Raw genomic sequence first — 25,264 nt, forward strand, 5'->3', positions numbered from 1 at the left:
CGCTTTATATCGTGAATGCTCGTTCGGCGTGACCTGGATAGTTTGCTGACTCACAACCAACACTCCTGTTTCTCCCCCATCAGGGCGAACAGAAAAGGCCACATTCACTCATACCTTGCCGCTTCCCAAGCGTGTATCGCCTGTTTGCGGGTCTCGCCCCAGTGATAGCCGCCGAGTTTGCCGTTTTGCTGGATAACCCGATGGCAGGGGATCATCAAGGCGACGGGGTTGGCGCCCACCGCCAGCCCCACGGCACGGGCGGCCTTGGGGTTGCCGACGGCGCTCGCCACTTGGGCGTAGCTCACCACCTTGGCGGGCGGGATCTGCAGCAGCGCCCGCCAGACACTGATCTGAAAGTTGGTGCCGCTCACGTGCAAGGAGATGGGGCGATCCGGTGCCTTGCTGTCATCGAACATGGTGTGGATGACCCCCTGGGTGCGTGACGGTGCCTCCCTAAGTTCTGCCTCTGGCCAGTTGTGGGCGAGGGTGGTCAGCGGCGCCTGTGGGGCCTGGTCATCGAGAAACGAGAAGTTGCACACCCCTCGCGGGGTTAGGGCGACAAACGCCTGGCCGAAGGGGGTGTCGTGCACCCCGTGATCGATAACCAGCCCGGCCCCGCGCTGCTTGTACTCGCCCGGCGTCACCGCTTCTAGCTGCACGAAGTGATCATAGAGCCGCGAGCCGCTGCTAAGACCCAGGGTATCGGCCACCTCCAGCAGCGGGCGTGACTCCTGCAGCAGCGCCTTGGCCCGCTCCAGGGTCAGCACCTGCAGATAGCGTTTGGGCGTCACCCCGGCCCAGCGGCTGAACAGCCGCTGGAAGTGAAAGGGGCTTAAGTGCACGTGCGCCGCTATCTCGTCCAGGGTGGGCTGGCGCGCCACCTGGCTTGCGATAAAACGGATGGCATCGGCGATGCGGGCGTAATCAGACATAAGGCGCTCTCACGATAGGTTTGCAGCCGCAGTATCTTGGGTGCGACAAGGTCATGTGCGACAAATAGATACCCCACCATCGGCCAGCAGGGCAATGCCGGTGGTAAAGCTGGATGCATCGGACGCGAGATAAAGGGCCGAGCGGGCGATCTCCTCCGGTTGGGCCAGCCGTTTGAGGGCATGCATATTCTGCACAAAGGCGAGGCTCTCCGGGGTATCGGTAAAGGCCCGTCCCATGGGGGTGTCGGTGCCCCCCGGCAGCAGGGCGTTGACCCGCACCCCTTGTGCCCCATATTCGGCAGCCAGCACCTGGGTCAGGCCGATGAGGCCGGCTTTGCTCGCGGCATAGGCCGCCATGCCGGGCAGACCCAGAGTATGGCCGACGAAGGTGGAGGTAAAGATCAGCGAGCCGCCCCCGCGTGCCTGCATGGCGGGGATCTGGTACTTGGCCCCCACAAAGGCGCTGGTGAGGTTGGTATCCAGGGTCTCCTGCCACTGCGCCAGTCCAAGCGCCGGCACGCTGCCCGGTGTCCCCGTGGTGCCGGCGTTGTTGAAGGCGATATCGAGCCCGCCGAAACGGGTCAGCGCGAGATCCACCAGGGCGCGGGCGTAAGTCTCGCTTCTGACGTCTCCCGCCAGGCTCAACGCCTGCCCCCCCTCGTGGCGGATCTCCTCCACCAGCAGACCCAGCTCGGGCTGGCGGCGGGCGCCGACGACGACGCTGGCCCCTTCCCGGGCAAACAGGATGGCGCTGGCGCGGCCGATGCCGGAGCTGGCGCCGGTGATAATGGCGACCTTGTTGGACAGTAATGACATGGCAGTTCCCTCGCTGGTGTGTTGTGCGCCAGCTAAGTGGTGCACGGGGTTGGCAGTGGGTTGGACCCTCAGCGGGTTCGACCCACTCTGGTTCGGCTCCACTATGGCAACCAGCCCTCGCAGACACGACCCGGATCTTGCTCTCTTTGCCCCCCATGCCGCTTTGCTGCGCGCTGATACCGGCCCTTGCGGCAACAAAACAGGGGATCTTCGGCCGTCATTCTCTATAATGCCCCCTCTTTTTTTGACTGCCGGTTTGATTGCTGGGCCAACCACCGGCGGCGCCGTTGGCCGCGAGCCGGCCACCCCGATAGAGACGATGTCATGCATACCCTGGAACAGCTGCGCGCAGGTGAACTCTGCGGCGCCCGCCACCTCAAACTCGCCGAAAACCTGACGGAGTTCCCACCCGAGCTCCTGACTCTCAAAGAAACGCTGGAGGTGCTGGATCTCACCGGCAACCAGTTGAGTCGGCTGCCTGACGAGCTGGCCGAGTTCAGCAAGCTGCGCATCATTTTCTGCTCCGAGAACCGCTTTACCGAGCTGCCCGAGGTGCTGGGGCGCTGCCCTGCGCTCACCATGGTGGGCTTCAAGGCCAACCGGATCGCCACGGTTCCCGCTGCGTCGCTGCCGGTGGGGCTGCGCTGGTTGATCCTGACTGACAACGCGGTGGAGCAGTTGCCCGATGAGCTGGGTCAATGCGGCGCCCTGCAAAAGCTGATGCTCTCGGGCAACCGCCTGCGCGAGCTGCCGGCAAGCCTTGCCAACTGCCAGCGTCTGGAGCTGGTGCGCATCGCCGCCAACCGGCTTGAGGCGCTGCCGCATTGGCTGGCGAGGCTGCCGCGTCTTGCCTGGCTGGCGTATGCGGGCAACCCCTTCAGCGACAAGCAGGAGCAGCGGCTGGGTCAGTGCGCCTCGGTGGCCGACATCCCGTGGGCTGCGCTGACGGTGGGCGAGCTGCTGGGGCAGGGGGCATCCGGCGTCATCCATCGCGCCGAGCTGGCAACGCCAGCGGGGTCGCGGGCGGTGGCGGTCAAGTGCTTCAAAGGGGCCGTGACCAGCGATGGGCTGCCCCGCTGCGAGCTGGCGGTGTCGCTGGCGGCTGGCCGTCATCCCCATCTGGTCGGGGTCGAGGGGCGGGTGGGCGATCACCCCTCCGGCATTCCGGCACTGGTGATGGCGCTGATAGACCCAGATTTTATCAACCTGGCGGGGCCGCCGAGTCTGGACTCCTGCACTCGCGACATCTATCAAGCCGATGCCCGCTTTACCCCGGCTGCGCTGCTGGCCATGGTGCAGGGGGTGGCGAGCGCCGCGCTGCATCTGCACGGGCGCGGTATCCTGCACGGCGATCTCTACGCCCACAACATGCTGCACTCTTTGCAAGAGGAGGGGCGGCTGCTGCTTGGGGATTTCGGCGCCGCCTCCTGTTATGAGCGAACCGATGGTGAGCTGGCCGGCTTGCTGGAGCACCTGGAAGTGAGAGCCTTCGGCTGCCTGCTGGAAGAGCTGCTGGCCCGCTGTGCCCCCTGTGATGACAGGCTGGATGCCCTGCATGCGCTGGTGGATGACTGTCTCGCCGAGGTAGTGGCGGCGCGCCCCGACTTTGCCGAGATTGCGGCCAGGCTTGCTGCGGTGGCGGCGGTCATCTGCGCCGAGCCAGTTTTGCTCTGATCCGGCTAGGCCTGCCGTCGCTGTAGTAGCAGGCGCAAAAGAGCAGTAGTGGATGACAAAAAGATGTCAAAAGGGGGCCTTCTGGCCCTTTTTTGTTTTGTTCCGCTTTTTTGGGCAAAAGTTACGGCAGCCGCCCTGTTGGTGCTTGCGTGTGCCGGGCTAAGTTGTGATATTGAGGCATCTTTACATGACAGGGGTTACTGGATGGAAGCGGCATTTTGGCATCAGCGTTGGGAAGAGAACCGGATCGGCTTTCATCAGGCGGATTTCAATCGCTGGCTGCAATCCTGGTGGTCGGCCCAGCAGCAGGGCGAGCCCGTGCTGGTGCCCCTGTGCGGCAAGTCCCGCGACATGCTCTGGTTGAGCGGGCAGGGCCATCCGGTCGACGGGTTCGAGCTCTCGTCCGTCGCCATCAACAGCTTTTTCAGCGAGAACACGCTGAGCGACACTGAGAGTGCCGAGGGGCCCTATCAGTGCCATCAGCACGACAGCCTGCGCATCTATGAGGGGGATTTTTTCGCCGCCCCCGAACTTGGCCGCCGCTATCGGCTGGCCTACGACAGGGCAGCCCTCATCGCGCTGCCGACAGCCATGCGCCGTCAATATGCCGAGCTGATGAGCCGGCTTATCGAGGCGGGTGGTCAGATCCTGCTGGTGACTCTGGAATATCAGCCGGAGCAGCAGCGCCAGCCGCCGTTCTCGGTGGGGGAGATGGAGGTGCGCACCCTGTTCGAGCGCCACTTCCAGGTCGAGGTGCTGGGACGAGCGGCGGAGCTCGATCACCCCAGGGTGCTGTCGGGTCAGCTCTCTTACTTCGACGAAGTGGCCTACCGGCTGGTGCGCCGTCCAGAGGCTTGACCAAAAGCGTGAGCCGAGGCGATAAAACTCACCATAAAGCTGCAGCTGGTTGACTCTTTATTACCTCCTTTGACATAGATCAACGTGACAAGGGAGGGGAGTGCCTAAGATGAGCCTGTTTCTCAATCACTGTTGTCATCGGCAGGCGCGCTCTGGTTTGGGACTGCCCGTCGACCATCAACTCAGTGTCTGATTTTCACGCTCATGTTCACTTTTGGCGGCTCTGGTCGCAATTGATTATGGTTTTTCCAGCCGACCCCACGGGGTCGGCTTTTTATTGGCTGCAAGAAGGGGAACAGGCGGCCTGATCAGGCCTCGAAGGTGGCGGCATTGAGCCGGAACGCACGCGGGTCGTCGATGAACTGGCCGGTGATGCGCTCGTCGTGCTCGTGGCCCTGACCATAGCTGCAGAGGATCAGCCGATCCGACGTTCTCGATCTCAGCTGGGTGATAAAGCGCACCAGATCGGCGCGGCTCAGGTTGCCGACCTCCTCGCACACCCTTTCGCGCTGATCAAAGCCCAGATCCTTGTTGCCGATGCTGACCCACAACCGCTGGCCGCGACTGCGCAGGTTGGCATCCCGCTCGCTCAGCTGGGCCTGCAGGCCCGTCTTGCTGTCCTGCCATTGACGGGCGGTGAGCTCGAGCATGGCCAGCGGAAACAGATCGATGAACTCCTCCACCGCATCCAGCAGGATCTGCGGCCCGGCCACCGGCGACTGGATATAGAAGATGAGGCCGGGATGGCGGTTGAGGGGCAGGTTGCCGGCCCCCACCACGTAGCCGAGCTGCTGGCGGGTGCGCAGTTCGTGGAAGAAGGTGGAGGACATGATGTGGTTGGCCAGGGTGAAGCAGGCCAGATCCCGTGCCCGGGTGGTACGCGACTGGTAGTAGACCAGCAGGGCCGAGTCTTCATGCTCGCAGCCCTGTTCGCGAATGAGGGTGCCCCTGTCCTGGATGGAGATGAGCGGACGACGGGTCTCGGCACTGGGCTGGCTGTTGACGCCGAGGTGGCGCTCCAGCAGGGCGGCGAGCTCGAGGGCCTCGGCGGCGGTCCAGTCGCCGTGCACCAGGGTCTCTACGTGCACCTCGGCAAAGAGGCTCGCCACGAAGGCGGGCATCTCGCTCAGCTCGACGCTGCGCAGGTGGCGCAGCAACTGCTCGAACGGCGGGTTGTTGGGCTGCAGCAGGCTGGTGAGCTGGTTGAACAGCTGGGAGATGGGGCGCGCCTTGGACTGGTTGTCCCAGTTGCGGATGAGCTGCTCTTTGATTTCGGCAAAGCGGGCGGGATCCGGGTAACCCAGGGTGCGGTTGCCGAGGATCATGTCGAGCAGCAGTGGCTGCTTGTCGGCAAAGCCGCTCAGGTTGATGGTAAAGCCGCCCTGGTGGGCATAAATCTGGTAACCGAGCCCAGCCAGCTCCGCCGGGTAGGTGAGGGCGTTGAGGTGGTCGGTGAGCAGCTCCACCGCCAGGCGAGCCATGGCGATGTGGCGCGGGCTCTTGACCGCGTGTTCGCTGTCGATGGAGATGTAGAGGTTGCCCTTGGGCACGCTGAACTGATGCTCGTGCAGGTGCCAGAGCCGAAAGCCGGGCCGATCAATCAGGCAGGCGGGCATGTCGGCGGTGAGCTCGGGCGTGCGCACGTCGAGCCGGTTGCTGATGAAGGGGTTGGGCAGCGGCAGGGCCAGCGCCGGATCCGGTTCGCTCTGCTGCCAGCGGATCTTCTCCGCCTCGGTGATGGTGGTCACGCTGTAGGGAGTCTGATACCAGCGGGCCAGCCGGTCCGTGCCGAGCTCAGGCGCCGTGATGGTCAGGCGCAGATTGTGTGGCGTGAGCTTGGCGAGCAGGCGGCGAATGAGCGGCTCGTCGTATGCGCGCATCATGTAGTCGCCGTAGAGCAGGTCGTCGGGAGCATAGCTGAACAGGTTCAACACCAGCCCGGAGACGGTGTCGAGCGCCCGGCCCCGCTCCTGAAAGCGGAAGGCGGACTCAAGCACGGTGCGCTTTTCGTCATAGCGCCAGGCTTCCACCCCGCCGCGCTCGATGAGCTTCAAGTAGCCGAACAGGGCCGCCACTATCTCGTTGACGTGTTCGAGCCCGAGCGGGGTCAGCCCGAAGTTGACGCCAAAATCCTTGAAGTTGGCGCCGCTGATGCCGCCGCCGGCGGAGAGCTGGTTGACCCAGCCCTTTGCCTTGAGCAGGGAGAGCAGGCTGCCGTCTCCTTCGTAGCCGATGAGGTGGCTCAGGAAGGTGAGGGGCTTCTTGTCGTAATACTCATCCACGTTGGGCAACGGGAAGGTGAGCGCGAGTTTGCGGGTCTCCTTGACCGGGTTGATCTGGATGCGAATGCCCAGATCATCGAGCCGGTAGAGGGGCATCTCGAGGGTCGGCGTTCCCAAATTGCGATTCAAAATGGGAGCGAAAAAGCGATCGCACCAGCCGAGCTGAGTCTCGATGGTGGCTGGCGAAATCATCACCAGCGCCATGCGATCCGCACTGTAGTGGGTTTCGTAAAACCGAATGAGGTCGGAGCGCAGATCCCGGCCGGGCAGGTCGGCCAGGGTATCCAGGTTGCCCACCGAGAATTTGGCGAAGGGGTGATCGGGATTGACCGTCTCCTTATGCACCTGGTAGCTGCGGCGCACGTCGTCCTGCAGCTTGAGGCGGTATTCGGAGTCGACCGCATTGCGCTCCTTGTCTACCCACTCGGGATCGAAGGTGGGGCAGATGAAGAACTGGGAGAAGCGATCCAGCCCGGCCTCGAAGAAGCCGTTGTCGATCTCGAAGAAGAAGTTGGTGAACTCGGTGCCGGTCCAGGCGTTGTTGCTGCCGCCATGACGGCTCATAAATTGCTGGTATTCACCAGGTTTGGGATAGGTGCAGGTGCCAAGGAACAGCATATGCTCAAGGAAATGAGCCATCCCCTGCCGGTCCGCCGGATCGTCGAAGTGGCCGGTGTTGACGGCCAGGGAGGCGGCAGACTTGTCGGTGTCGGGATCGCAGATCAACAAGACCCTGAGCCGGTTTGCCAGCTCCAGATAGTGGTACTGCCGATGGTCGTTGGGACTGGCATATGGGCTCATTGGCGCGTGACTCTTGTTGGATTTATTTGAATTTAAACATGATTATCGACCCCGCTACCCGGTGAGGCAAACCCTTTTCTGAGAGGTAGCGCAATTGTTTCCCCCGGCATGGCGGGGTAAGATCCCCCCGCTATCAAAACAGGCCCGTTGGGCGAGGTTGTAATGAAAATCTACATCATGCGTCATGGCCAGGCTGGCATGAATGCGAAAACAGATGAACAGCGTCCACTGACCGAGCAGGGAATCGAAGAGTCCATCCACATGGCCCGCTGGCTGGCCCCCCAGCTTGGCGGCAAGCTGGATCGGGTGATCCACAGCAACTACCTGCGCGCCAAACAAACCTGGCAGAGCATATGCAGTGAATTACCCAAGGCAGGGGCCGTCGAAGAGAGTGGTGACATCACCCCCTATGGCGATCCGGCCTTCGTGGCGAGCTACCTCACTGCGCTGGCGGCCAAGCACGACAGCATCCTGATGGTGAGCCACCTGCCGCTGGTGGGCTATCTAGTGCAGAGCCTCTGTCCGGCAGCCGGTGCCCCCATGTTTGCCACCTCAGGTCTGGCCTGTATCGAGTGGCAAGATGGCAAGGGGGTCTTGCTCTGGTTGGAAGGACCACATACAATACGCTAAAAGTTAATAAAAAGTTATAGATTGGTTTTTTGGGGAAGAGAGTCGCGATTTTCCCGGATTTTTATACAGAATTTACGGAATTATTTCGCAGAAGCTGCTGTCATACGGATACAACTGCAAGAGGTTGCAAACGATGAGAGTGTTCAAGAAGTACCTGCCGCTGATGGTGGCAAAACATGTCAAAACCTTCTTCAAGGGGCGGATTTACATCCACGGCAGAGGACGCTTTGACTTCCAGTCCGGCCTGCTGATGATGCCCACGTCGGCGGACATTCCCCACCGCCAGACCGTGGTCGAGGTCAACGAGTTGATCTCGAGACTGCACATGGATGCGGCGTGATTGCTTCGTCACCTCGCTGATCCGCGTCATGCCCGCCACCGTGCGGGCATGACTGTTTTTAGGCTCCCTCCGGCCTCTTCAGCGCTGTTCGAACCCCTTTATGTCAGCCAATTCTGCCTTGGCGGCACGGCGCTTGCTAATCCTGTTGACCCCCCTATACTGCCGCCAGAAATACCCGCTGCTTTTTTCTGGATATAGCGATGCCACTTGCCTTCTTGTTTCCCTTCTCCTGCATGGCCATCTGGGCCGGCAACGCCATCGTCAGCAAACTGGCGGTGGGGGTGCTCTCGCCGGCGGCGCTGGCCTGGTCGCGCTGGATGGTGGCCGCCATCATCTTGACGCCGTTCCTTGCGCACCGGGCCTGGCGGGATCGCGCCAAGCTGCGCGCCGGCTTCTATCAGCTGGCGGCGCTGGCCCTGCTCGGCATGGTGCTCAACCAGACCTTCGGCTATTACGCGGCGCAGACCCTGGGAGCCACCGAGATCGGCCTGATGATGGGGCTGACTCCGCTGATGACGGTGCTGCTCAGCATCTGGTTGCTGCGCGAGCGCCCAACCTGGGGGGCGCTGCTTGGCGGCGTCATCTCCATTCTGGGGCTGGCGATCTTGCTGGGGCAGGGGGATCCCGCCCGCCTCTTTACTCAGGGCATCCACATCGGCTCCGTCTACATGCTGCTCTCGGCGGGCACCTATGCGCTCTACAGCGTGTTGCTCAAGAAGTGGGATCTGGGGCTCGACAACTGGTCCATGCTTTACGGCCAGGTGCTCTGCAGCCTGCTGTTCCTCACCCCGTTCTATCTGCTGGTGGACGGGCAATGGCCAGACGGCCGGGCACTCTGGCTGATCCTCTATGCGGGGATCCCGACCTCGGCCCTGTCGCCCTGGCTGTGGATGCAGGGCATCGCCCTGCTCGGGGCTAGCCGCACCGCCATCTTCATGAACCTGTTGCCGGTGATGACCGCCGGTCTGGCCATCAGCTGGCTCGGCGAGAGATTGACCAGTTATCATCTGATCGGCGGCGGCATGACCCTGTTTGGGGTGCTGCTGGCCCAGTTGCTGGTGCAGCCTGTGGTGCTGCGCCGGCGCAGGGTGGCACTGGCCGCCTGCCGGGACGAGTGAGAAAAAAGACCGCCGAAAGGCGGTCTTTTTGTCTGCGGGATAGCGAACCTTATTGCGCGGTCAGATAGAGATCTTTCGAGTAGACCAGATCCTGCGGGTTCTGATAGGGGTAGCCCTTGATGTTGGGTTTGAGCAGGCGGGACTTGACGTAGAAATAGACCGGGGCGATGGGCGCTTCTGCATCGATCAGGGCCTCGGCCTGCTGATAGAGCTGGTTGCGTTCGGCCGGATCCCTGGCGTCATGGGCCTTGGCCAGCAGGGCATCATACTGCTTGTTGAACCACTTGCCGCTGTTGGCGCTGCTGCTGGAGGTCATGATGTCGAGGAAGGTGGAGGCATCGTTGTAATCCCCGTTCCAGGCGTAGCGGCTGACCCCGAAGTCCCCTTCGTTGAGGGCCGACACCATGGTCTTCCACTCCATGTTGTTGAGCTTGGCCTGTACCCCCAGGTTGTGTTTCCACATGGAGGAGATGGCCAGCGCTATCTTCTTGTGCCCCTCGTTGGTGTTGTAGAGGATGTCCACATCCAGCGGCTTGCCCGGGCCGTAGCCCGCTTCGGCGAGCAGCGCCTTGGCCTGCTTGATCCGCTCCTCCTTGCTCATCTGCTCGCTGGCCGGTCGCTTGAGTTCGAAGCCGTCCACTATGGGCGGCGTCAGGCTGAAGGCGGAGATCTGGCCCTGCCCCAGGATCTTCTCGGTGATGGTGTCCCGGTCGATGGCCAGGGAGAGCGCCTTGCGCACCTTGGGGTTGTCGAACGGTTTGCGCTGGGTGTTGAACACGTAGTAGTAGGTGGCCAGGGTCGGCACGCTCACCAGCTCCTGCGGGCTCTGCTGCTTGAGCTGCTTGTACTGCTCGAGCGGATAGCTGGTGTAGTGCAGCTCGCCGGCGCGATAGCGGTTGTAGGCGGCGGTATCGGAGACGATCTCCAGATAGAACACCTTGTTCAGCACCGTATGCTGGTTGTCCCAGTAATAGGGGTTGCGCTCGGAGATGAGACGCTCGTTGGGGGTCCACTCCTTGAGCACGAAGGCCCCGTTGGAGACGATGTTGCCCGGCTTGACCCACTCATGACCGAACTTCTCGATGGTCGCCCTCGGTGCCGGGAAGGTGGTGTAGTGGGAGAGGGTCTTCAGGAAGAAGGGCACCGGGTTTTTCAAGGTGATCTGCAGGGTATGGGCATCGAGCGCCTTGATGCCCAGCGTATCCGGGCTCTGCTTGCCCTGAATGACCTCGGCGGCATTGGTGACGCCGGTCAGCTCGATGAACCAGGCGTAGTTGGAGGCATTCTTGGGATCCGCCGCCCGCTGCCAGCCATAGACATAATCGGCCGCCGTCACCGGCTCGCCGTTGGACCATTTGGCATCGGGTCTGAGCTTGAAGGTGTAGACGGTGCCCGTGGGATCGAGCTCGTAGCCAAGGGCGCCGGCAAGCTGCAGTTTGCCGTCCCCGTCCAGGGTGTAGAGTCCCTCGAACAGGTCGTTGACGATTTCGCTGCCCGCTGTCTCTTCCACCATCTGGGGATCGATGGAGGCGGGTTCGGTACCTATGTTGCGGATGAAGGTTTGCTGTTCTGCCGGCAGCAACTTGGTACCGGCCGGTACCTGGGCTGCCAGGGCGGGGAGTGCGAACAGGGCGGCAACCGTGCCGGCAATGAGTGTCCTTTTCATTGAATATCCTTATGTTTTTTTGCTTCCAAAGCCGGGCCAGTGTGCGGGATTGATGGCGAGATCTCAAGAGGCAGACAGGTCCCCCATGGCATGCGTCCCAGATAGGGGGCATGGCGGGGATCTTGCCATCCTCATGGCGACATCTTCGTGAGTTTTTGCCACGAATTAACATCTAAAAAGTTACCGATTGAAACCAGTTTTAGGGCGGTTTCGGGCGAAAAAGGTGGGGGAGATGTGCGTTTATTCAGCGGCTTAATTCGCTGCAAAAACAAAAAACAGGCGTTACATTAGGTTACAAAACAAGGCTGCCGAGGATCGGCACTTTTTTTGTCTATGCGTGCAAACGTTTTCAAAGCCAACGGAAACGATCTTAAAGGAACAATAATGCGAAACATGATCACCATGGGCGAGTTCATCGTCAAAAAGCAGGCGGATTATCCCACCGCGACCGGCGAGCTGACCTCGCTGCTCAGCTCCATCCGCCTGGCCGCCAAGGTGGTGAACCGGGAGATCAACAAGGCGGGGCTGGCGGACATCATCGGCTCCATGGGCGCTGAAAACGTGCAGGGCGAGGTGCAGCAGAAGCTGGACGTCTACGCCAACGAGCGCTTCAAGGCGGCGCTGGAAGCCCGTGGCGAAGTGTGCGGCATGGCCTCTGAAGAGGAGGAAGATTTCGTCTCCTTCGATTCCGAGCTCTCCCGTCATTCCAAGTACGTGGTATTGATCGACCCCCTCGATGGCTCCTCCAACATCGACGTCAACGTCTCCGTCGGCACCATCTTCTCCATCTACCGCCGGGTCAGCAAGCCGGGCGCCGGCGTCACCCTGGAAGACTTCCTGCAGCCGGGCAACCGCCAGGTCGCCGCCGGTTACGTGGTCTACGGCTCCTCCACCATGCTGGTCTACACCACCGGCTTTGGCGTCAACGGCTTTACCTACGACCCCTCCATCGGCTGTTTCTGCCTCTCCCACGAGAACATCCGCATTCCGGAGGAGGGCAAGATCTACTCCATCAACGAGGGCAACTACATCAAGTTCCCGGACGGGGTTAAAAAGTACCTCAAATATTGTCAGGAGCGGGACGAGGCGACCCACAGACCCTATACCTCCCGTTATATCGGCTCGCTGGTCTCCGATTTTCACCGCAACCTGCTCAAGGGCGGCATCTACATCTATCCGTCCGGTACCAACTCGCCGAACGGCAAGCTGCGTCTGCTCTATGAGTGCAACCCCATGGCGTTCCTGGTGGAGCAGGCCGGTGGCAAGGCATCAGACGGCTTTGGCCGCATCATGGACATCCAGCCCACCGCGCTGCACCAGCGTACCCCCTATTTCGTGGGTTCCACCAAGATGGTGGAGCGGGCCGAGGCCTTCATGCGGGAGTTCTCTTCCCATGAGGATCCGGCTAATCAGGGTTGATCGTCAGAGGTGTAGGTTGGTGCTGAGCGCAGCGAAGCCCAACGTTTACCGGTGCGATTCCCTCTCCCTCTGGGAGAGGGCAGGGTGAGGGGAATGGTTTTCACTGCCCCCCTCATCCCCGACCCTTCTCCCACAAGGGGAGAAGGGAGACGCTCGTCACCAGCCAACATAAACAAAACGGGAGCCACAGTGGCTCCCGTTTTGTTTCGCTTTCCGCCTACAGGCTGTTGTTGGCGAGATCCGCCAGCAAGCCATCCACCAGCTTGAGGCGCATGGCCCTGTCCTGGGTCGGCACCTGGAAGCGCAGCCGGGTCGGCCCGTCCATCTTGTAGATGCGCGGCTGCTCGGAGAGCAGCTTGACCAGATAGGCAGGGTTGACCTTGGTCTCCTGGGTAAAGTCCAGATAGCCACCGCGCTCGCTCATCTCCACCCGGCGAATGCCCAGCGCCGTGGCTCGTTGGCGGAAGGCCGCCAGCTCCAGCAGCGTTTTGGTCGGCTCCGGCAACAGGCCGAAGCGGTCGATCAGCTCCACTTTCAGTTCGCGCAGCTCCTGCTCGTCCGCCGCACTTGCAATCCGCTTGTACATGGAGAGGCGCATGTTGACGTCCGGGATGTAGTCGTCCGGCAACAGCGCAGGCAGGCGCAGTTCCACCTCGGTGTGCTGGCTCATGAGCTGTTCGAGCGACGGCTCCTTGCCCGATTTCAGCGCCTCGACTGCCTGCTCCAGCATCTCCATGTAGAGGGTGAAGCCGACCGATTCAATCTGGCCGCTCTGATCGTCGCCAAGCAGTTCGCCGGCGCCGCGGATCTCCAGATCGTGGGTGGCCAGCGCAAAGCCGGCGCCGAGATCTTCAAGGGACGCAATGGCCTCCAACCGCTTGGCCGCATCCTTGGTCATCAGCTTGGGATGGGGGGTGAGCAGGTAGGCATAGGCCTGGTGGTGGGAGCGGCCGACCCGGCCCCGCAGCTGGTGCAGCTGGGCCAGACCGAGATGATCCGCCCGATCCATGATGATGGTGTTGGCGCTCGGCACGTCGATGCCGGTCTCGATGATGGTGGTGCAGACTAGCAGGTTGAAGCGCTGGTGGTAGAAGTCCGACATCACCCGCTCGAGCTCGCGCTCGCGCATCTGGCCGTGGGCGATGCCGATGCGCGCCTCCGGCACCAGCTCGGCAAGATCCGCCGCGCACTTCTCGATGCTCTCCACGTCGTTATGCAGGTAGTAGACCTGGCCGCCACGCTTCAATTCCCGCAGCACCGCCTCGCGGGTGACCGCCGGCTCCTGCTGGCGCACGAAGGTCTTGATGGCGAGCCGCTTGGCGGGCGGGGTGGCGATGATGGAGAGATCCCGCATGCCCGACATCGCCATGTTGAGGGTACGCGGGATGGGGGTGGCGGTGAGGGTGAGGATGTCCACATCGGCCCGCAGCGCCTTGATCTTCTCCTTCTGGCGCACCCCGAAGCGATGCTCCTCGTCGACGATGAGCAGCCCCAGATCCTTGAAGGTGAGCTCGGCGCCCAGCAGCTTGTGGGTGCCGATGATGATGTCGACCTTGCCTTCGGCGAGCTCTTTCATCACGGCGGTCTGCTCCTTGGCGGAGCGGAAGCGGCTCAGCACCTCGACCCGCACCGGCCAGTTGGCGAAGCGGTCGCGGAAGTTGTCGTAGTGCTGCTGGGCGAGCAGGGTGGTGGGCACCAGCACGGCCACTTGCTTGCCGCCGTGTACTGCCACAAACGCCGCCCGCATCGCCACTTCGGTCTTGCCGAAGCCCACGTCGCCGCACACCAGCCGATCCATGCTCTTGGCCTGGCACATGTCGCCGAGCACCGCATTGATGGCGTTGAGCTGGTCATCGGTCTCCTCGAACGGGAAGCCGGCGGCAAACTGGCGATAGGCCTCGCGGTCGTGTTTGAAGGCAAAACCGTGACGGGCCGCCCGCATGGCATAGACATCCAGCAGCTCGGCCGCCACGTCGCGCACCTTTTCGGCCGCCTTGCGCCGGGCCTTGACCCAGGCCTCGCCGCCGAGCTTGTGGCTGGGCGGGTTGTCCGAGCCGGTATAACGGCTGATCAGGTGCAAACTGGTGACCGGCACGAACAGCTTGTCGCCGCCGGCATATTCGAGGGTCAGAAACTCGGTGGGCAGGCCGCCGGCATCGATGGTCTCCAGCCCCAGATAGCGGCCGACCCCGTGATCCAGGTGCACCACCGGCTGACCCTGGGTCAGCTCGCCGAGGTTGCGGATCACCGCATCCGAACTCAGGTTCTTGCTCTTCTCCCGTTGCCGTTTGCTGCGGATCTTGCCGCCCAGCAGTTCGGTTTCGGTGATGAGCGCCAGCTCCTCTTGCCCCGGTTCTCGCAGCAAGAAGCCGCGCTCGAGCGGTGCCACCAGCAGGCCGTGACGGGCCTTGCTGGTAATGAAGGCGTCCAGTGACGCGAACTCCTTGGGCTGCAGCGCGATGCGGGCCAGCAGATCGCCCAGCACCTCGCGTCGCCCCTCGGACTCCACCGCAAACAGGGTGCGCCCGGTAAAACCTTGCAGGAACTGGTTGAGGGCCAGCAGTGGCTGCTCCTTGCTGTGATCGAGCTGCAGCTCGGGCAGCGCCGAGATGGGCAGATCGTGCTGGCCCGCATCGCCGGCGGTGGGGGCCTCCTGCAGTCGCACGGCCGCGTATTGGCCGAGCGCCGCAAACAGTTGCTCCACCGGCAGATAGATCTGCTGGGGTGGCAGCAGGGGACGGGTATTGTCCCAGCGCCTGTCCTCGTAGCGTTGAGCGATGTCGTTCCAGAAGCGCTGGGCGGCGGGGTAGATCTCCCCCACGGTCAGCAGCAGGGTGTTGTCCGGCAGGTGGTCAAACAGGCTGGCGGTCTGCTGGAAGAAGAGCGGCAGATAGTACTCGATGCCGGCCGGCCAGCGTCCCTTGCTCACCTCCTGATAGACGGAGCCCTCGGCGCGGGAGATCTCGAACTGTTCCCGATACTGGCCACGAAACAACTCGATGGCCCCCTCGTCGGTGGGAAACTCCCGGGCCGGCAACAGGCTGACGCTCTTGACCGGTTCGCTGGAGCGCTGGGTCTCGGGGTCGAACGGGCGGATGGAGTCCACCTCGTCGTCGAAGAAGTCGATGCGATAGGGGCTGTTGCTGCCCATGGGGAAAAGATCGAGCAGGGAGCCGCGGGCGGCAAATTCGCCGTGCTCCAGCACCTGCTCCACCGCCACATAGCCCGCCTCGGCAAGGCGCGCGCGCAGCTGCTGTAGATTGAGGCGCTGGCCGCTTTTCACCATCAGGCTGTATTTGTCGAGATAGACCCGGGGCGCCGTGCGCAGCATCAGGGTGGAGATGGGCACGATCAGCACGCCGCTGCTCATCTGCGGCAGCTTGTAGAGGGTCTCGAGCCGCTGGGAGATGATGTCCTGATGGGGGGAGAAGGTGTCGTAGGGCAGGGTCTCCCAGTCCGGGAACAGCAGCACCGGACAGCCCGTGTCGGCCAACAGGTATTGCAGTTCCTGTTCGAGGCGCAGGGCGCTCGGGGTATCGGCGGTCACCAGCAGGACGGGGCGATCTGCCTCCTGGGTGAGGCGGGCGGCCATCAGCGAGAGGCTGCTGCCTGTCAGCTGGCCGAGCGTTAACTTTTGGCCCGCCTTGGCGGGCAAGGCGGGAAGCTTCATTGGCATCATTCGATTCTTTTAACGTTGACGGTCTTGCGCACGAAGTTTGAGTTGTTTGGACTGGATATGCAGGCTGGCACGTACCAGCAGTTCGCGGTCATCCTCGCGGATCCGAACATAGTCGAGCATCACGTGGGTGCCGTGCTCACTCGGTTCCAGCTGCTTGACCTGGCCGTAGCAGTAGATGGCGGAGGCCTCTTCGCGCAGGAAGATCTTGAGCCGCACTATCTGGTGCAGGTGCGGCACCTCGCCGTGGCCCTGGCGCGGATGCAGATAGGTCAGCTGGCCGGCACCAAAGCGCAGGGTGTGAAAGCGATGTTCCGGGTGATCCTGCACCGACAGCACATAGCCCATGATCATGTCGATCTTGCGCGACTGCTGGTTGATGATCTCCACCAGATCGTGCATCGAATCGTTCTGATTGCGGATCAGGCGGCTGGTCACCATGTCGATGGAGGTAATGGCGGAGGCGATGCGAAAGGGTTCGGGCAGCTCGGCCTCCAGTGCTTCCAGCGAGGGCAGATGAAAGTCACCGGGCATGGGGATCACATTGACCGGTGTGGCATGGGTGACACTGAAGAACTGTTCCTGCATGGAGGCTATCCCTTGTTGTCATAGACGGTTTCCCTTTATTATCCGGTATCTTATTTTGTTGGCAATGTAGATATCCTTGAAGACTGGACTTTTTCAGCCACTGTCGCTGGCCATCGGCCTGCGTTATGCAGGCTCGCGACGCAGCAATCGCTTCGTTTCATTTATCTCCCTGTTTTCCACTTTCGGCATCGCCATCGGGGTCGCCGCCCTGATGGTGGTCATCTCGGTGATGAACGGTTTTGAAGGGCAGCTCAAGGGCCGCATCCTGGGGGTGATCCCCCATGTGGTGGTGACCAGCCCGGCGGGGCGCATCGATGCCGCGCCGCAGGGCCTGCCCGACCTGGCCAGGCTGCCGCATGTGATTGCCCATGCCCCCATGCTCGACAGCGAAGGCATGTTGCAAAGCCCCGGTCAGCTGACCGGCGTCAGCGTGCAGGGCATCGATCCCGCCCAGTGGCCCAAGGACGACATCCTGCACGCCCAGATGCAGATGGGGCGTCTGGACAGCCTGCAGGCGGGCGAATACCACATAGTGTTGGGGCAGGGGGTGGCCAATCGCCTCAAGGTCTCCATGGGCGACCAGGTCCGTCTGATCCTGACCGAAGGTACCCGCTTCACCCCGTTTGGCCGGGTGCCGGCCCAGCGCCTCTTCACCGTCTCCGGCATCTTCGGGGTCGGTGCCGACGTGGACAGCCAGGTCGCGCTGATTGCGCTGGGGGATGCCCAGCGGATGCTGCGGTTGCCTGCGGATCAGGTGGGCGGTATCCGCCTCTGGCTGGATGACCCCTTCGCCGCCGACGAGGTGGTGAAGACGGCGCTGCCGGACGGACTGGAGTGGCAGGACTGGCGCCGCGAGCGCGGCGAACTGTTCCAGGCGGTGGCCATGGAAAAACGGATGATGGGGCTGATGCTGGTGCTGATCATCGCGGTCGCCACCTTCAACATCCTCTCCGCCCTGGTGATGGTGGTGACCGACAAGGAAGGGGAGGTGGCCATCCTGCGCACCATGGGTATGAGCGAGGCAGGGATAGTCAAGATCTTCATGGTACTCGGCGCCTCTAGCGGGGTCATCGGCGCCCTGTTCGGCGGTCTGGCGGGACTGGCGCTCTCCATGGGGCTCAACCCCCTGCTCGATGCGGTGGGGCTCAACCTCTACATGACGGCCGGCGGCTCGGGCTTGCCGGTCATCGTCGAACCCGCCCAGGTCGTGACCATTTTGCTGGGCGCCGTGCTGCTCAGCTTCAGCGCCACCCTCTACCCGGCGGCCCGTGCGGCCCGGGTCAAACCGGCCGAGGCGCTGCGTTATGAATAATTCATCTTCTGTTGTTACTGGTTCCGGTGTTGCTGCCGGCGCCGGCGTTGTTACAGGTGCAAGTGGAGCCTCCTTTATGAATCAATCCGTCTCCTGCGAGCCGCTGCTGCGCTGTCAGGCCCTCAACCATGTCTACAAAGAGGGCGATCTGGAGACCCAGGTACTCAAGGGCATCGACCTCAGTGTGGCGCCCGGCGAGATGCTGGCGGTGGTGGGCAGCTCGGGCTCCGGCAAGACCACCCTGCTGCACCTGATGGGGGCGCTCGACAACCCCTCCAGCGGCGCCGTGCTGTTCAAGGGGCAGGACATCCATCGCTGGGACAGCCGTACCCAGGCGAAGTTTCGCAATCAGGAGCTGGGTTTTGTTTACCAGTTCCACCACCTGCTCTCCGAGTTCACTGCGCTGGAAAATGCCGCCATGCCGCTGCTGATCGCCGGTGAATCGGTGAAGAGCGCGACCGACAAGGCGAGTCGGATGCTGGGGCGGGTAGGGCTCTCCCATCGCCTGAATCACAGACCGTCCGAGCTCTCCGGTGGCGAGCGCCAGCGGGTGGCCATCGCCCGTGCCCTGGTCAACGAACCCAGCCTGGTGCTGGCGGACGAGCCCACCGGCAACCTGGATCACGCCAGCGCTACTGCCGTCTATGAGCTGCTCTGCGAGCTCAACCGCGAGCTCGGCACCGCGTTCGTGGTGGTGACCCACGATCTCAGCCTGGCAGCCAAGCTCCATCGCCGGGTGACCCTGGTGAGCGGCGTGATGGCGGAGGTCGCCTGATGTTCAAACCGCTGCCCCTGTTTCTGGGCCTGCGTTACAGCCGCTCTCGCCGTCGCAACGGCTTCATCGCCTTTATCTCCGCCTCTTCCCTCATCGGCATCGCCCTCGGTGTGATGGCGCTGATCCTGGGGCTCTCCGCCATGAACGGCTTTGAGCGGGAACTCAAAAACCGGGTGCTCTCCGTGGTGCCCCACGGCGAGCTGATGGGGATGGAGGCACCGCTCCCCAACTGGCCCAAGCTGCGGGATTACCTGCTGGCTCAGCCCGGGGTGGAGGCTGCCGCCCCGGTGATCCGGCTCGACGGCCTGCTGGAGCACGGTAGTGCCCTCAAGGGACTGCAGGTGCGCGCCGTGCTGCCGGAGCTTGAGGCCAATCTGTCCGATGCGGGCAACTACATGACGGGCCGGGGTCTGCGCGAGCTGGAAGCCGGCGAGCACGGCCTCATTCTCGGCAAGACCATCGCCGACAAGCTGGGGGTCAAGATAGGGGACACTGTCACCCTGCTGCTGCCCCAGGGCGGCGATGCCGCCGGCATCAAGAACCCGAAGCGCGAGTCTCTCACCGTGGTGGGGCTGCTCGAGATCGGTGGCCAGCTGGACGGTGTGCTCGGCTTCATGCATCTGGCGGATGCCCAGGCCATCACCGGCATGGGCAGCGCGGTGGAGGGCTTCAGCCTCAAGGTGAACGACGTGCTCAAGGCGCAGTCCATCACGGTGGCAGCCGCCCAGAAGTTCCCGCACTATGTCTACATCAGCAGCTGGATGAGCCGCCAGGGCTATCTCTATCAGGACATCCAGATGGTGCGCACCGTGATGTACGTGGTGATGCTGATGGTGGTGGCGGTGGCCTGTTTCAACATCGTCTCCACCCTGGTGATGGCGGTGAACGAGAAGCGCAGCGAGATCGCCATCTTGAAGACCATGGGAGCGAGCCCGGGCCAGATCCGGCTCACCTTCGTCATTCAGGGGATGGTGAACGGGGTGGCGGGTGCCTTGCTCGGCGCCCTGCTGGGCGGCCTGCTCTCCAGCAAGCTGACCCAGATTCTGGGTGTCATCGAGAGGCTCATTGGTCACCGCTTCCTCAACCCGGACATCTACTTCATCGACTTCCTGCCGACCGAGCTGCACATGCAGGACTTGCTCATCGTGACTGGCGCCGCCATCCTGATGAGCCTACTGGCCACCCTCTACCCCGCCTGGCGGGCGAGCGGACTGGTGCCGTCCCGCGAGTTGGGGCACTGATACGCAGTATCTTGTCTGCTGATAAAAATGAAGGGCCCGCCGGTGCAAACCGGCGGGCCCTGCTGTTTTGGGGGGATCTGGCTGGTTCAGTGGGCGTTGAGTTCATCCAGCGGCAGCGAGAAGCTCGCCACGAAGATGTCGATGAAGTAGCGCATCTCGTCGCTCATCCGGGCCGCCAGCATCTGCTCGAGGCGCTTGCGCGCCGGCTCGAACTCCCGGTTGCCGGCATTGATCTCTTCCAGGCACTTGGTATAGGCGCAGAGGGTGTCGGCATCCTTCACCAGCCTGGCCAGCTCGCCATCCTGAGCTGCCGAATCAAGCAGCGGGCGAAAATCCTCGACCAGCTCCGGCGGCAACATGCCCAGCAGGCGCTGCTCGGCGGCCAGCTCAATCTTCTTGTATTCGCGGGCAATCTCGGGATTGAAGTACTTGACCGGGGTGGGCAGATCGCCGGTCAGCACCTCGCTGCTGTCGTGGTAGAGGGCCATGACGGCGGCGCGATCGGCATCCACGCTGCCGCCAAAGAGCCGGTTTTTGATGAGGCCGAGGGCGTGGGCCACCATGGCTACCTGCAGACTGTGCTCGGCGATGTTCTCGGGCTGGATGTTGCGCATCAGCGGCCAGCGATAGATGAGCTTCATGCGGGCGAGATTGGCGAAGAAGTGGCTGGGCAGCATGGATGACCTCGAAGATAGCAATGAAAAAGGGCAGACCCTAGTCTGCCCTTTTTTACGGCTGGCGGCATCGCCTTCAGCGAATATAACGGCCGGATTCGGCCTCCTGATTGGTGACGATCATCTGGCCGATGGGGGCCAGGCTGATGAGCGCCAGCTTGAGGTGCTGGATGCCGAACGGGATGCCGACGATGCTGACGAAGCAGGCCAGCGCCGAGGCGATGTGGCCGATGGCCAGCCAGATCCCGATCAGCACGAACCAGATGATGTTGCCAATCAGCCCCATGGTGCCGGTACCCATGTCGCTCAGACCGGTCATGGTCTTGCGGTTGACCGCCTGCTTGCCGAACGGGAAGAAGGTGAAGGTGCCGATGACGAAGCAGGCGCGTCCCCAGGGGATCCCGATGAGGGAGATAAAACAGATCAGCCCGGCCAGCCACCAGGCCAGCCCCATGAAGACGCCTCCCAGTACGAACCAGAGCAGATTGAACAAGAAGCGGAAAAAGGCCATGTCGGTGACTCCAGACTTATCAAGATGGCTGCCACCATAACGAGCGATGGTCATGGACGCAATGGTTGAAGGGGCGGGGTGGACAATTTGGGTCGCAGGGGGTGAAAAGAGACCGCGATGGAGAGATATGAGGTGAAAAAGTAGGCTCTTGCACGAAAAAAAGTGAGCAAGTGCAAATTCTTGCGGCTTGTGTGCTTGAAGTCGGCCCTGCTATTCCCCATATAAAGGGCAGTTTGGCGGGAATTGTGCCATCCCCTGCCCGGTTGGGGGACGTGTGGCTCGACTCGATCAAAGTGCGCCGCTATAATGTCGCGTCATATTTTCTCATCACAAAGACAGTCGTTGTCTTTATAAACAGGAAGACTCCGGGCTTTGCCCAGGGGCAATAAAGGGTCAGCACGCAGTGCTGAGTTGAACGAGGTAGAAGAATGCAAGTTTCTGTAGAGACAACCCAGGGTCTGGAACGCCGTCTTACCATCACCGTACCGGCCGCTACCGTTGACGCCGCCGTGCGCAAAGAATTGAACGGCCTGGCCAAAACCCGTCGCATCGACGGTTTCCGTCCTGGCAAGGCTCCGGTTGCCATCATCAAGAAGATGTTCGGCGCCATGGCTCATGCTCGCGTTGCTGACGAAATGATGCAGAGCAACTTCATCAAGGCCATCATCGAAAACAAACTGAGCCCGGCCGGTGCCCCGACCATGGATCCGAAAGAGATCCAGGAAGGTCAGGACTTCGAATTCACCGCGACTTTCGAAGTGTACCCCGAGTTTGAAGTGGCTGGCCTCGAGACCATCAAGGTCGAGAAGCCGGTTGCTACCGTGAAGGATGAAGATCTGGCCAACATGATCGACACCCTGCGCAAGCAGCACGCTACCTGGAGTGAAGTGGACGCCGCCGCTGCCGATGGCATGCGTGTGACCATGGACTTCGTCGGTTCCATCGACGGTGAAGAGTTCGACGGCGGCAAGGCCGAAGGCTTCAACCTGGTACTGGGTGCCGGTCGCATGATCCCGGGCTTCGAAGACGCCATCATGGGCAAGAAAGCAGGCGACGAGTTCACCATCGACGTGACCTTCCCGGCTGACTACCACGCTGAAAACCTGAAAGGCAAAGCTGCCAAGTTCGCTTCCAAGCTGAACAAGGTTGAAGAGCAGATCCTGCCTGAGCTGACTGAAGAGTTCGTCAAGCGTTTCGGCATCGAGAGCGGCAACGTTGAAGAGCTGAAAGCCGAAGTGCGCAAGAACATGGAGCGCGAACTGGCTCAAGCTCTGAAAAACAGCGTGAAAGAGCAGGTGCTGAACGGTCTGGTTGAAGCCAACCAGATCGATCTGCCGAAGGCTGCCGTTGCTCAGGAAATCGATGCCCTGCGTCAGCAGGCGCTGCAGCGTTTCGGCGGCTTCCAGGGCGGCAACGCTCCTGAACTGCCGGCCGAGCTGTTCCAGGGCCAGGCCGAGCGTCGTGTACGCGTAGGTCTGCTGCTGGGCGACGTGATCCGTACCAACGAGATCAAGGCTGATGAAGCGCGCGTCAACAGCATCATCGAATCCATGGCCACTGCCTACGAAGATCCGAAGGAAGTGATCGAGTACTACCAGAAGAACGAACAGATGCTGAACGGCGTTCGCAACCTGGCAGTTGAAGATCAAGCCATCGACCTGATCCTGTCCAAGGCTCAGGTGACCGAGAAGGAAGTTGCATTTGACGAAGTGATCAACAAGTCCGGTGCCGCTGCCTAAGAACATTTGACTTAAGGTCAAGACTGTTAAGTATAATGGCTCGTGTGATCTCCACTCGGGCCATTTTATTTTAGGGACAATGCCTTATGTACAAGAACTATAACGATGTGACTGAATCCCCACGCAATGCGCTCATCCCGATGGTGGTAGAGCAAACCGCGAAAGGGGAGCGTTCCTACGACATCTATTCTCGTCTGCTGAAGGAGCGGGTGATCTTCCTGACCGGTCAGGTTGAAGATCACATGGCGAATCTGGTGGTGGCTCAGCTGCTGTTCCTGGAGTCTGAAAATCCGGATCAGGACATCAGCATCTACATCAACTCTCCGGGTGGGGCCGTCACGGCCGGTATGTCCATTTATGACACCATGCAGTTCATCAAGCCGGACGTCAGCACGGTCTGCATGGGGCAGGCCTGCTCCATGGGTGCCTTCCTGCTGGCCGGTGGTGCCAAGGGCAAGCGTTTCTGCCTGCCCAATGCCCGCGTGATGATCCACCAGCCGCTGGGCGGTTTCCAGGGCCAGGCATCTGATATCCAGATCCATGCCCAGGAGATCCTGAAGATCAAGAATACCCTGAACGAGCGTCTGGCCTTCCATACCGGTCAGGACATGGCCACCATCGAGCGTGACACCGACCGTGACAACTTCATGTCGGCCGAGCAGGCCGTGGCCTATGGTCTGGTTGACGGTGTCCTGAGCCGCCGCGGCTGAGCCACGAGCTAGCCCGTACCATCGTCGAGGGCATCATCTGGTTTGATGATGTCCTCAATCGGCAGATCAGGCATGGGCAGGGTGTTCCGGACTGTTGTAAACTCAACAGGACAATCCATCCTCTATTGATAAAACGAGGTTGCTGAATGACAGAAAAACGCAAGGGTGAGGGTGATAAGCTGCTCTACTGCTCTTTTTGCGGCAAAAGCCAGCATGAAGTGCGCAAGCTGATCGCTGGCCCTTCCGTCTACATATGTGATGAGTGTGTCGAGCTGTGCAACGACATCATCCGCGAAGAGATCCGCGAGATCTCCCCCAAGCGCGATGGTAGCGAGCTGCCGACCCCTCATGAAATCCGCGCTCATCTGGATGACTATGTGATCGGGCAGGAGTATGCCAAGAAGGTGCTGGCGGTAGCCGTCTACAACCACTACAAGCGGCTGCGCAGCGGCAGCGAGTCTGGTGGCGTAGAGCTGGGCAAATCCAACATCCTGCTGATCGGTCCGACCGGCAGCGGCAAGACCCTGCTGGCTGAAACCCTGGCTCGTCTGCTGGACGTTCCCTTCACCATGGCTGACGCCACCACCCTGACCGAAGCCGGTTATGTGGGCGAGGATGTGGAGAACATCATCCAGAAGCTGCTGCAAAAGTGCGACTACGACGTAGAGAAGGCCCAGCGCGGCATCGTCTACATCGACGAGATCGACAAGATCTCCCGCAAGTCGGACAACCCCTCCATCACCCGCGACGTGTCCGGGGAAGGGGTGCAGCAGGCCCTGCTCAAGCTGATCGAAGGGACCATCGCTTCCGTGCCGCCGCAAGGTGGTCGCAAGCACCCGCAGCAGGAGTTCTTGCAGGTTGATACCTCCAAGATCCTGTTCATCTGCGGTGGCGCCTTTGCCGGTCTGGACAAGGTGATCGAGCAGCGCTCCGTCAAGGGCACCGGCATCGGTTTTGGTGCCGAGGTCAAGTCCAAGAGCGCCAAGGCGACCTTGAGCGAGAGCTTTGCCAAGGTAGAGCCGGAAGATCTGATCAAGTACGGTCTGATCCCCGAGTTCATCGGTCGTCTGCCGGTGGTCGCGACCCTGACCGAGCTGGACGAGGCTGCCCTCATCCAGATCCTGAAAGAGCCGAAGAACGCGCTGACCAAGCAATATGCCGCGCTGTTCGATCTGGAAGGGGTGGAGCTGGAGTTCCGTGACGACGCGTTGAACGCCATTGCCCGCAAGGCGATGGAGCGTAAAACCGGCGCCCGTGGTCTGCGCTCCATCGTGGAAGCCGTGCTGCTCGATACCATGTACGACCTGCCGTCGCTGGACGGTGTCAGCAAGGTGGTGATCGACGAAACCGTGATCAAGGGGGACTCCGCGCCCTTGATGATCTACGAAAATCCCGAGACCCAGGCCGCCGCATCAGAGTAAATGTCTGATTTTTAATCAAATGAAAGGGGCTTTTTGCCCCTTTCATGCTTTTTGCGGTTTCGGCGATTGAATCTCATCTAA

Annotated in this window: 20 protein-coding genes; 12 read left to right on the forward strand and 8 right to left on the reverse strand. The window is 61.7% G+C overall.

The features are described 5' to 3' along the window. Nucleotides 1-104: 104 nt before the first annotated feature. Nucleotides 105-932: a bifunctional transcriptional activator/DNA repair enzyme AdaA gene (locus tag C2U40_RS08650; protein WP_103827601.1), complete on the reverse strand. Its 828-nt coding sequence runs from the start codon at nt 930-932 to the stop codon at nt 105-107. A gap of 51 nt (nt 933-983) precedes the next feature. After that, on the reverse strand, nt 984-1,748 hold the full coding sequence (locus C2U40_RS08655) for an SDR family oxidoreductase (RefSeq protein WP_181014780.1): 765 nt from the start codon (nt 1,746-1,748) through the stop codon (nt 984-986). Nucleotides 1,749-2,072: 324 nt separating this feature from the next. Here C2U40_RS08655 and C2U40_RS08660 point away from each other — a divergent pair, with 324 nt between their 5' ends. Both C2U40_RS08660 and C2U40_RS08665 read left to right on the forward strand, forming a co-directional pair. Next, complete coding sequence (locus C2U40_RS08660) at nt 2,073-3,422, forward strand: leucine-rich repeat-containing protein kinase family protein (RefSeq protein WP_181025001.1); 1,350 nt, start codon at nt 2,073-2,075, stop codon at nt 3,420-3,422. A 204-nt stretch (nt 3,423-3,626) separates the two neighbouring features. Continuing rightward, on the forward strand, nt 3,627-4,280 hold the full coding sequence (locus C2U40_RS08665; RefSeq protein WP_103828423.1) for a thiopurine S-methyltransferase: 654 nt from the start codon (nt 3,627-3,629) through the stop codon (nt 4,278-4,280). Nucleotides 4,281-4,588: 308 nt separating this feature from the next. Here C2U40_RS08665 and C2U40_RS08670 read toward each other — a convergent pair whose 3' ends face one another. Then, complete coding sequence (locus C2U40_RS08670; protein WP_103828422.1) at nt 4,589-7,363, reverse strand: insulinase family protein; 2,775 nt, start codon at nt 7,361-7,363, stop codon at nt 4,589-4,591. 162 nt (nt 7,364-7,525) lie between these two features. Here C2U40_RS08670 and sixA point away from each other — a divergent pair, with 162 nt between their 5' ends. The 3 genes from sixA to C2U40_RS08685 all read left to right on the forward strand — a co-directional run bounded on the left by sixA (nt 7,526) and on the right by C2U40_RS08685 (nt 9,451). Further along, entirely contained in the window at nt 7,526-7,993 is a 468-nt protein-coding gene (gene sixA / locus C2U40_RS08675; RefSeq protein ID WP_103828421.1) for a phosphohistidine phosphatase SixA, read from the forward strand. Nucleotides 7,994-8,126: 133 nt separating this feature from the next. Continuing rightward, on the forward strand, nt 8,127-8,333 hold the full coding sequence (locus C2U40_RS08680) for a DUF1107 domain-containing protein (RefSeq protein WP_016350921.1): 207 nt from the start codon (nt 8,127-8,129) through the stop codon (nt 8,331-8,333). Nucleotides 8,334-8,533: 200 nt separating this feature from the next. After that, entirely contained in the window at nt 8,534-9,451 is a 918-nt protein-coding gene (locus tag C2U40_RS08685; RefSeq protein ID WP_011705870.1) for a DMT family transporter, read from the forward strand. Nucleotides 9,452-9,500: 49 nt separating this feature from the next. Here the strand turns inward: C2U40_RS08685 and C2U40_RS08690 are convergent, their stop codons facing one another. Then, on the reverse strand, nt 9,501-11,117 hold the full coding sequence (locus C2U40_RS08690; RefSeq protein WP_073350532.1) for a peptide ABC transporter substrate-binding protein: 1,617 nt from the start codon (nt 11,115-11,117) through the stop codon (nt 9,501-9,503). 384 nt (nt 11,118-11,501) lie between these two features. On the opposite strand from C2U40_RS08690, the gene fbp reads away from it, so the two are divergent. Next, on the forward strand, nt 11,502-12,536 hold the full coding sequence (gene fbp / locus C2U40_RS08695) for a class 1 fructose-bisphosphatase (protein WP_077096996.1): 1,035 nt from the start codon (nt 11,502-11,504) through the stop codon (nt 12,534-12,536). A gap of 217 nt (nt 12,537-12,753) precedes the next feature. Here fbp and mfd read toward each other — a convergent pair whose 3' ends face one another. After that, nucleotides 12,754-16,215 carry a transcription-repair coupling factor gene (mfd, locus tag C2U40_RS08700; protein ID WP_103828420.1) on the reverse strand — a complete coding sequence of 1,154 codons (3,462 nt, stop codon included), beginning with the start codon at nt 16,213-16,215 and terminating at the stop codon, nt 12,754-12,756. Nucleotides 16,216-16,224: 9 nt separating this feature from the next. After that, nucleotides 16,225-16,800 carry a hypothetical protein gene (locus C2U40_RS08705; RefSeq protein WP_011705874.1) on the reverse strand — a complete coding sequence of 192 codons (576 nt, stop codon included), beginning with the start codon at nt 16,798-16,800 and terminating at the stop codon, nt 16,225-16,227. 76 nt (nt 16,801-16,876) lie between these two features. On the opposite strand from C2U40_RS08705, the gene C2U40_RS08710 reads away from it, so the two are divergent. The 3 genes from C2U40_RS08710 (at nt 16,877) to lolE (ending at nt 20,128) form a co-directional block, all read left to right on the forward strand. Further along, the gene (locus C2U40_RS08710) at nt 16,877-18,112 is read left to right on the forward strand and encodes a lipoprotein-releasing ABC transporter permease subunit (protein ID WP_016350916.1); all 1,236 of its coding nucleotides are present in this window, start codon (nt 16,877-16,879) and stop codon (nt 18,110-18,112) included. A 76-nt stretch (nt 18,113-18,188) separates the two neighbouring features. Beyond that, nucleotides 18,189-18,887, forward strand: a complete 699-nt coding sequence (gene lolD / locus C2U40_RS08715; RefSeq protein WP_020480138.1) for a lipoprotein-releasing ABC transporter ATP-binding protein LolD — start codon at nt 18,189-18,191, stop codon at nt 18,885-18,887. After that, nucleotides 18,887-20,128, forward strand: coding sequence for a lipoprotein-releasing ABC transporter permease subunit LolE (lolE, locus tag C2U40_RS08720; RefSeq protein ID WP_065477260.1), 1,242 nt, complete (start codon nt 18,887-18,889; stop codon nt 20,126-20,128). The genes lolD and lolE overlap by 1 nt, the downstream gene beginning before the upstream one ends. Before the next feature lie 86 nt (nt 20,129-20,214). Here lolE and yfbR read toward each other — a convergent pair whose 3' ends face one another. After that, complete coding sequence (gene yfbR / locus C2U40_RS08725; RefSeq protein ID WP_011705878.1) at nt 20,215-20,805, reverse strand: 5'-deoxynucleotidase; 591 nt, start codon at nt 20,803-20,805, stop codon at nt 20,215-20,217. A gap of 73 nt (nt 20,806-20,878) precedes the next feature. Next, nucleotides 20,879-21,313 carry a YccF domain-containing protein gene (locus C2U40_RS08730; protein ID WP_103828418.1) on the reverse strand — a complete coding sequence of 145 codons (435 nt, stop codon included), beginning with the start codon at nt 21,311-21,313 and terminating at the stop codon, nt 20,879-20,881. A 428-nt stretch (nt 21,314-21,741) separates the two neighbouring features. On the opposite strand from C2U40_RS08730, the gene tig reads away from it, so the two are divergent. The 3 genes from tig (at nt 21,742) to clpX (ending at nt 25,183) form a co-directional block, all read left to right on the forward strand. Continuing rightward, nucleotides 21,742-23,052, forward strand: coding sequence for a trigger factor (gene tig / locus C2U40_RS08740; protein WP_016350912.1), 1,311 nt, complete (start codon nt 21,742-21,744; stop codon nt 23,050-23,052). A gap of 86 nt (nt 23,053-23,138) precedes the next feature. After that, on the forward strand, nt 23,139-23,762 hold the full coding sequence (gene clpP, locus C2U40_RS08745) for an ATP-dependent Clp endopeptidase proteolytic subunit ClpP (protein ID WP_005301526.1): 624 nt from the start codon (nt 23,139-23,141) through the stop codon (nt 23,760-23,762). 146 nt (nt 23,763-23,908) lie between these two features. After that, nucleotides 23,909-25,183, forward strand: coding sequence for an ATP-dependent protease ATP-binding subunit ClpX (gene clpX, locus C2U40_RS08750; protein WP_005301524.1), 1,275 nt, complete (start codon nt 23,909-23,911; stop codon nt 25,181-25,183). Nucleotides 25,184-25,264: the final 81 nt, after the last annotated feature.

The organism is Aeromonas sp. ASNIH4 (genome assembly GCF_002934425.1).
In the GTDB taxonomy this organism is placed as follows: Bacteria; Pseudomonadota; Gammaproteobacteria; order Enterobacterales; family Aeromonadaceae; genus Aeromonas; species Aeromonas hydrophila.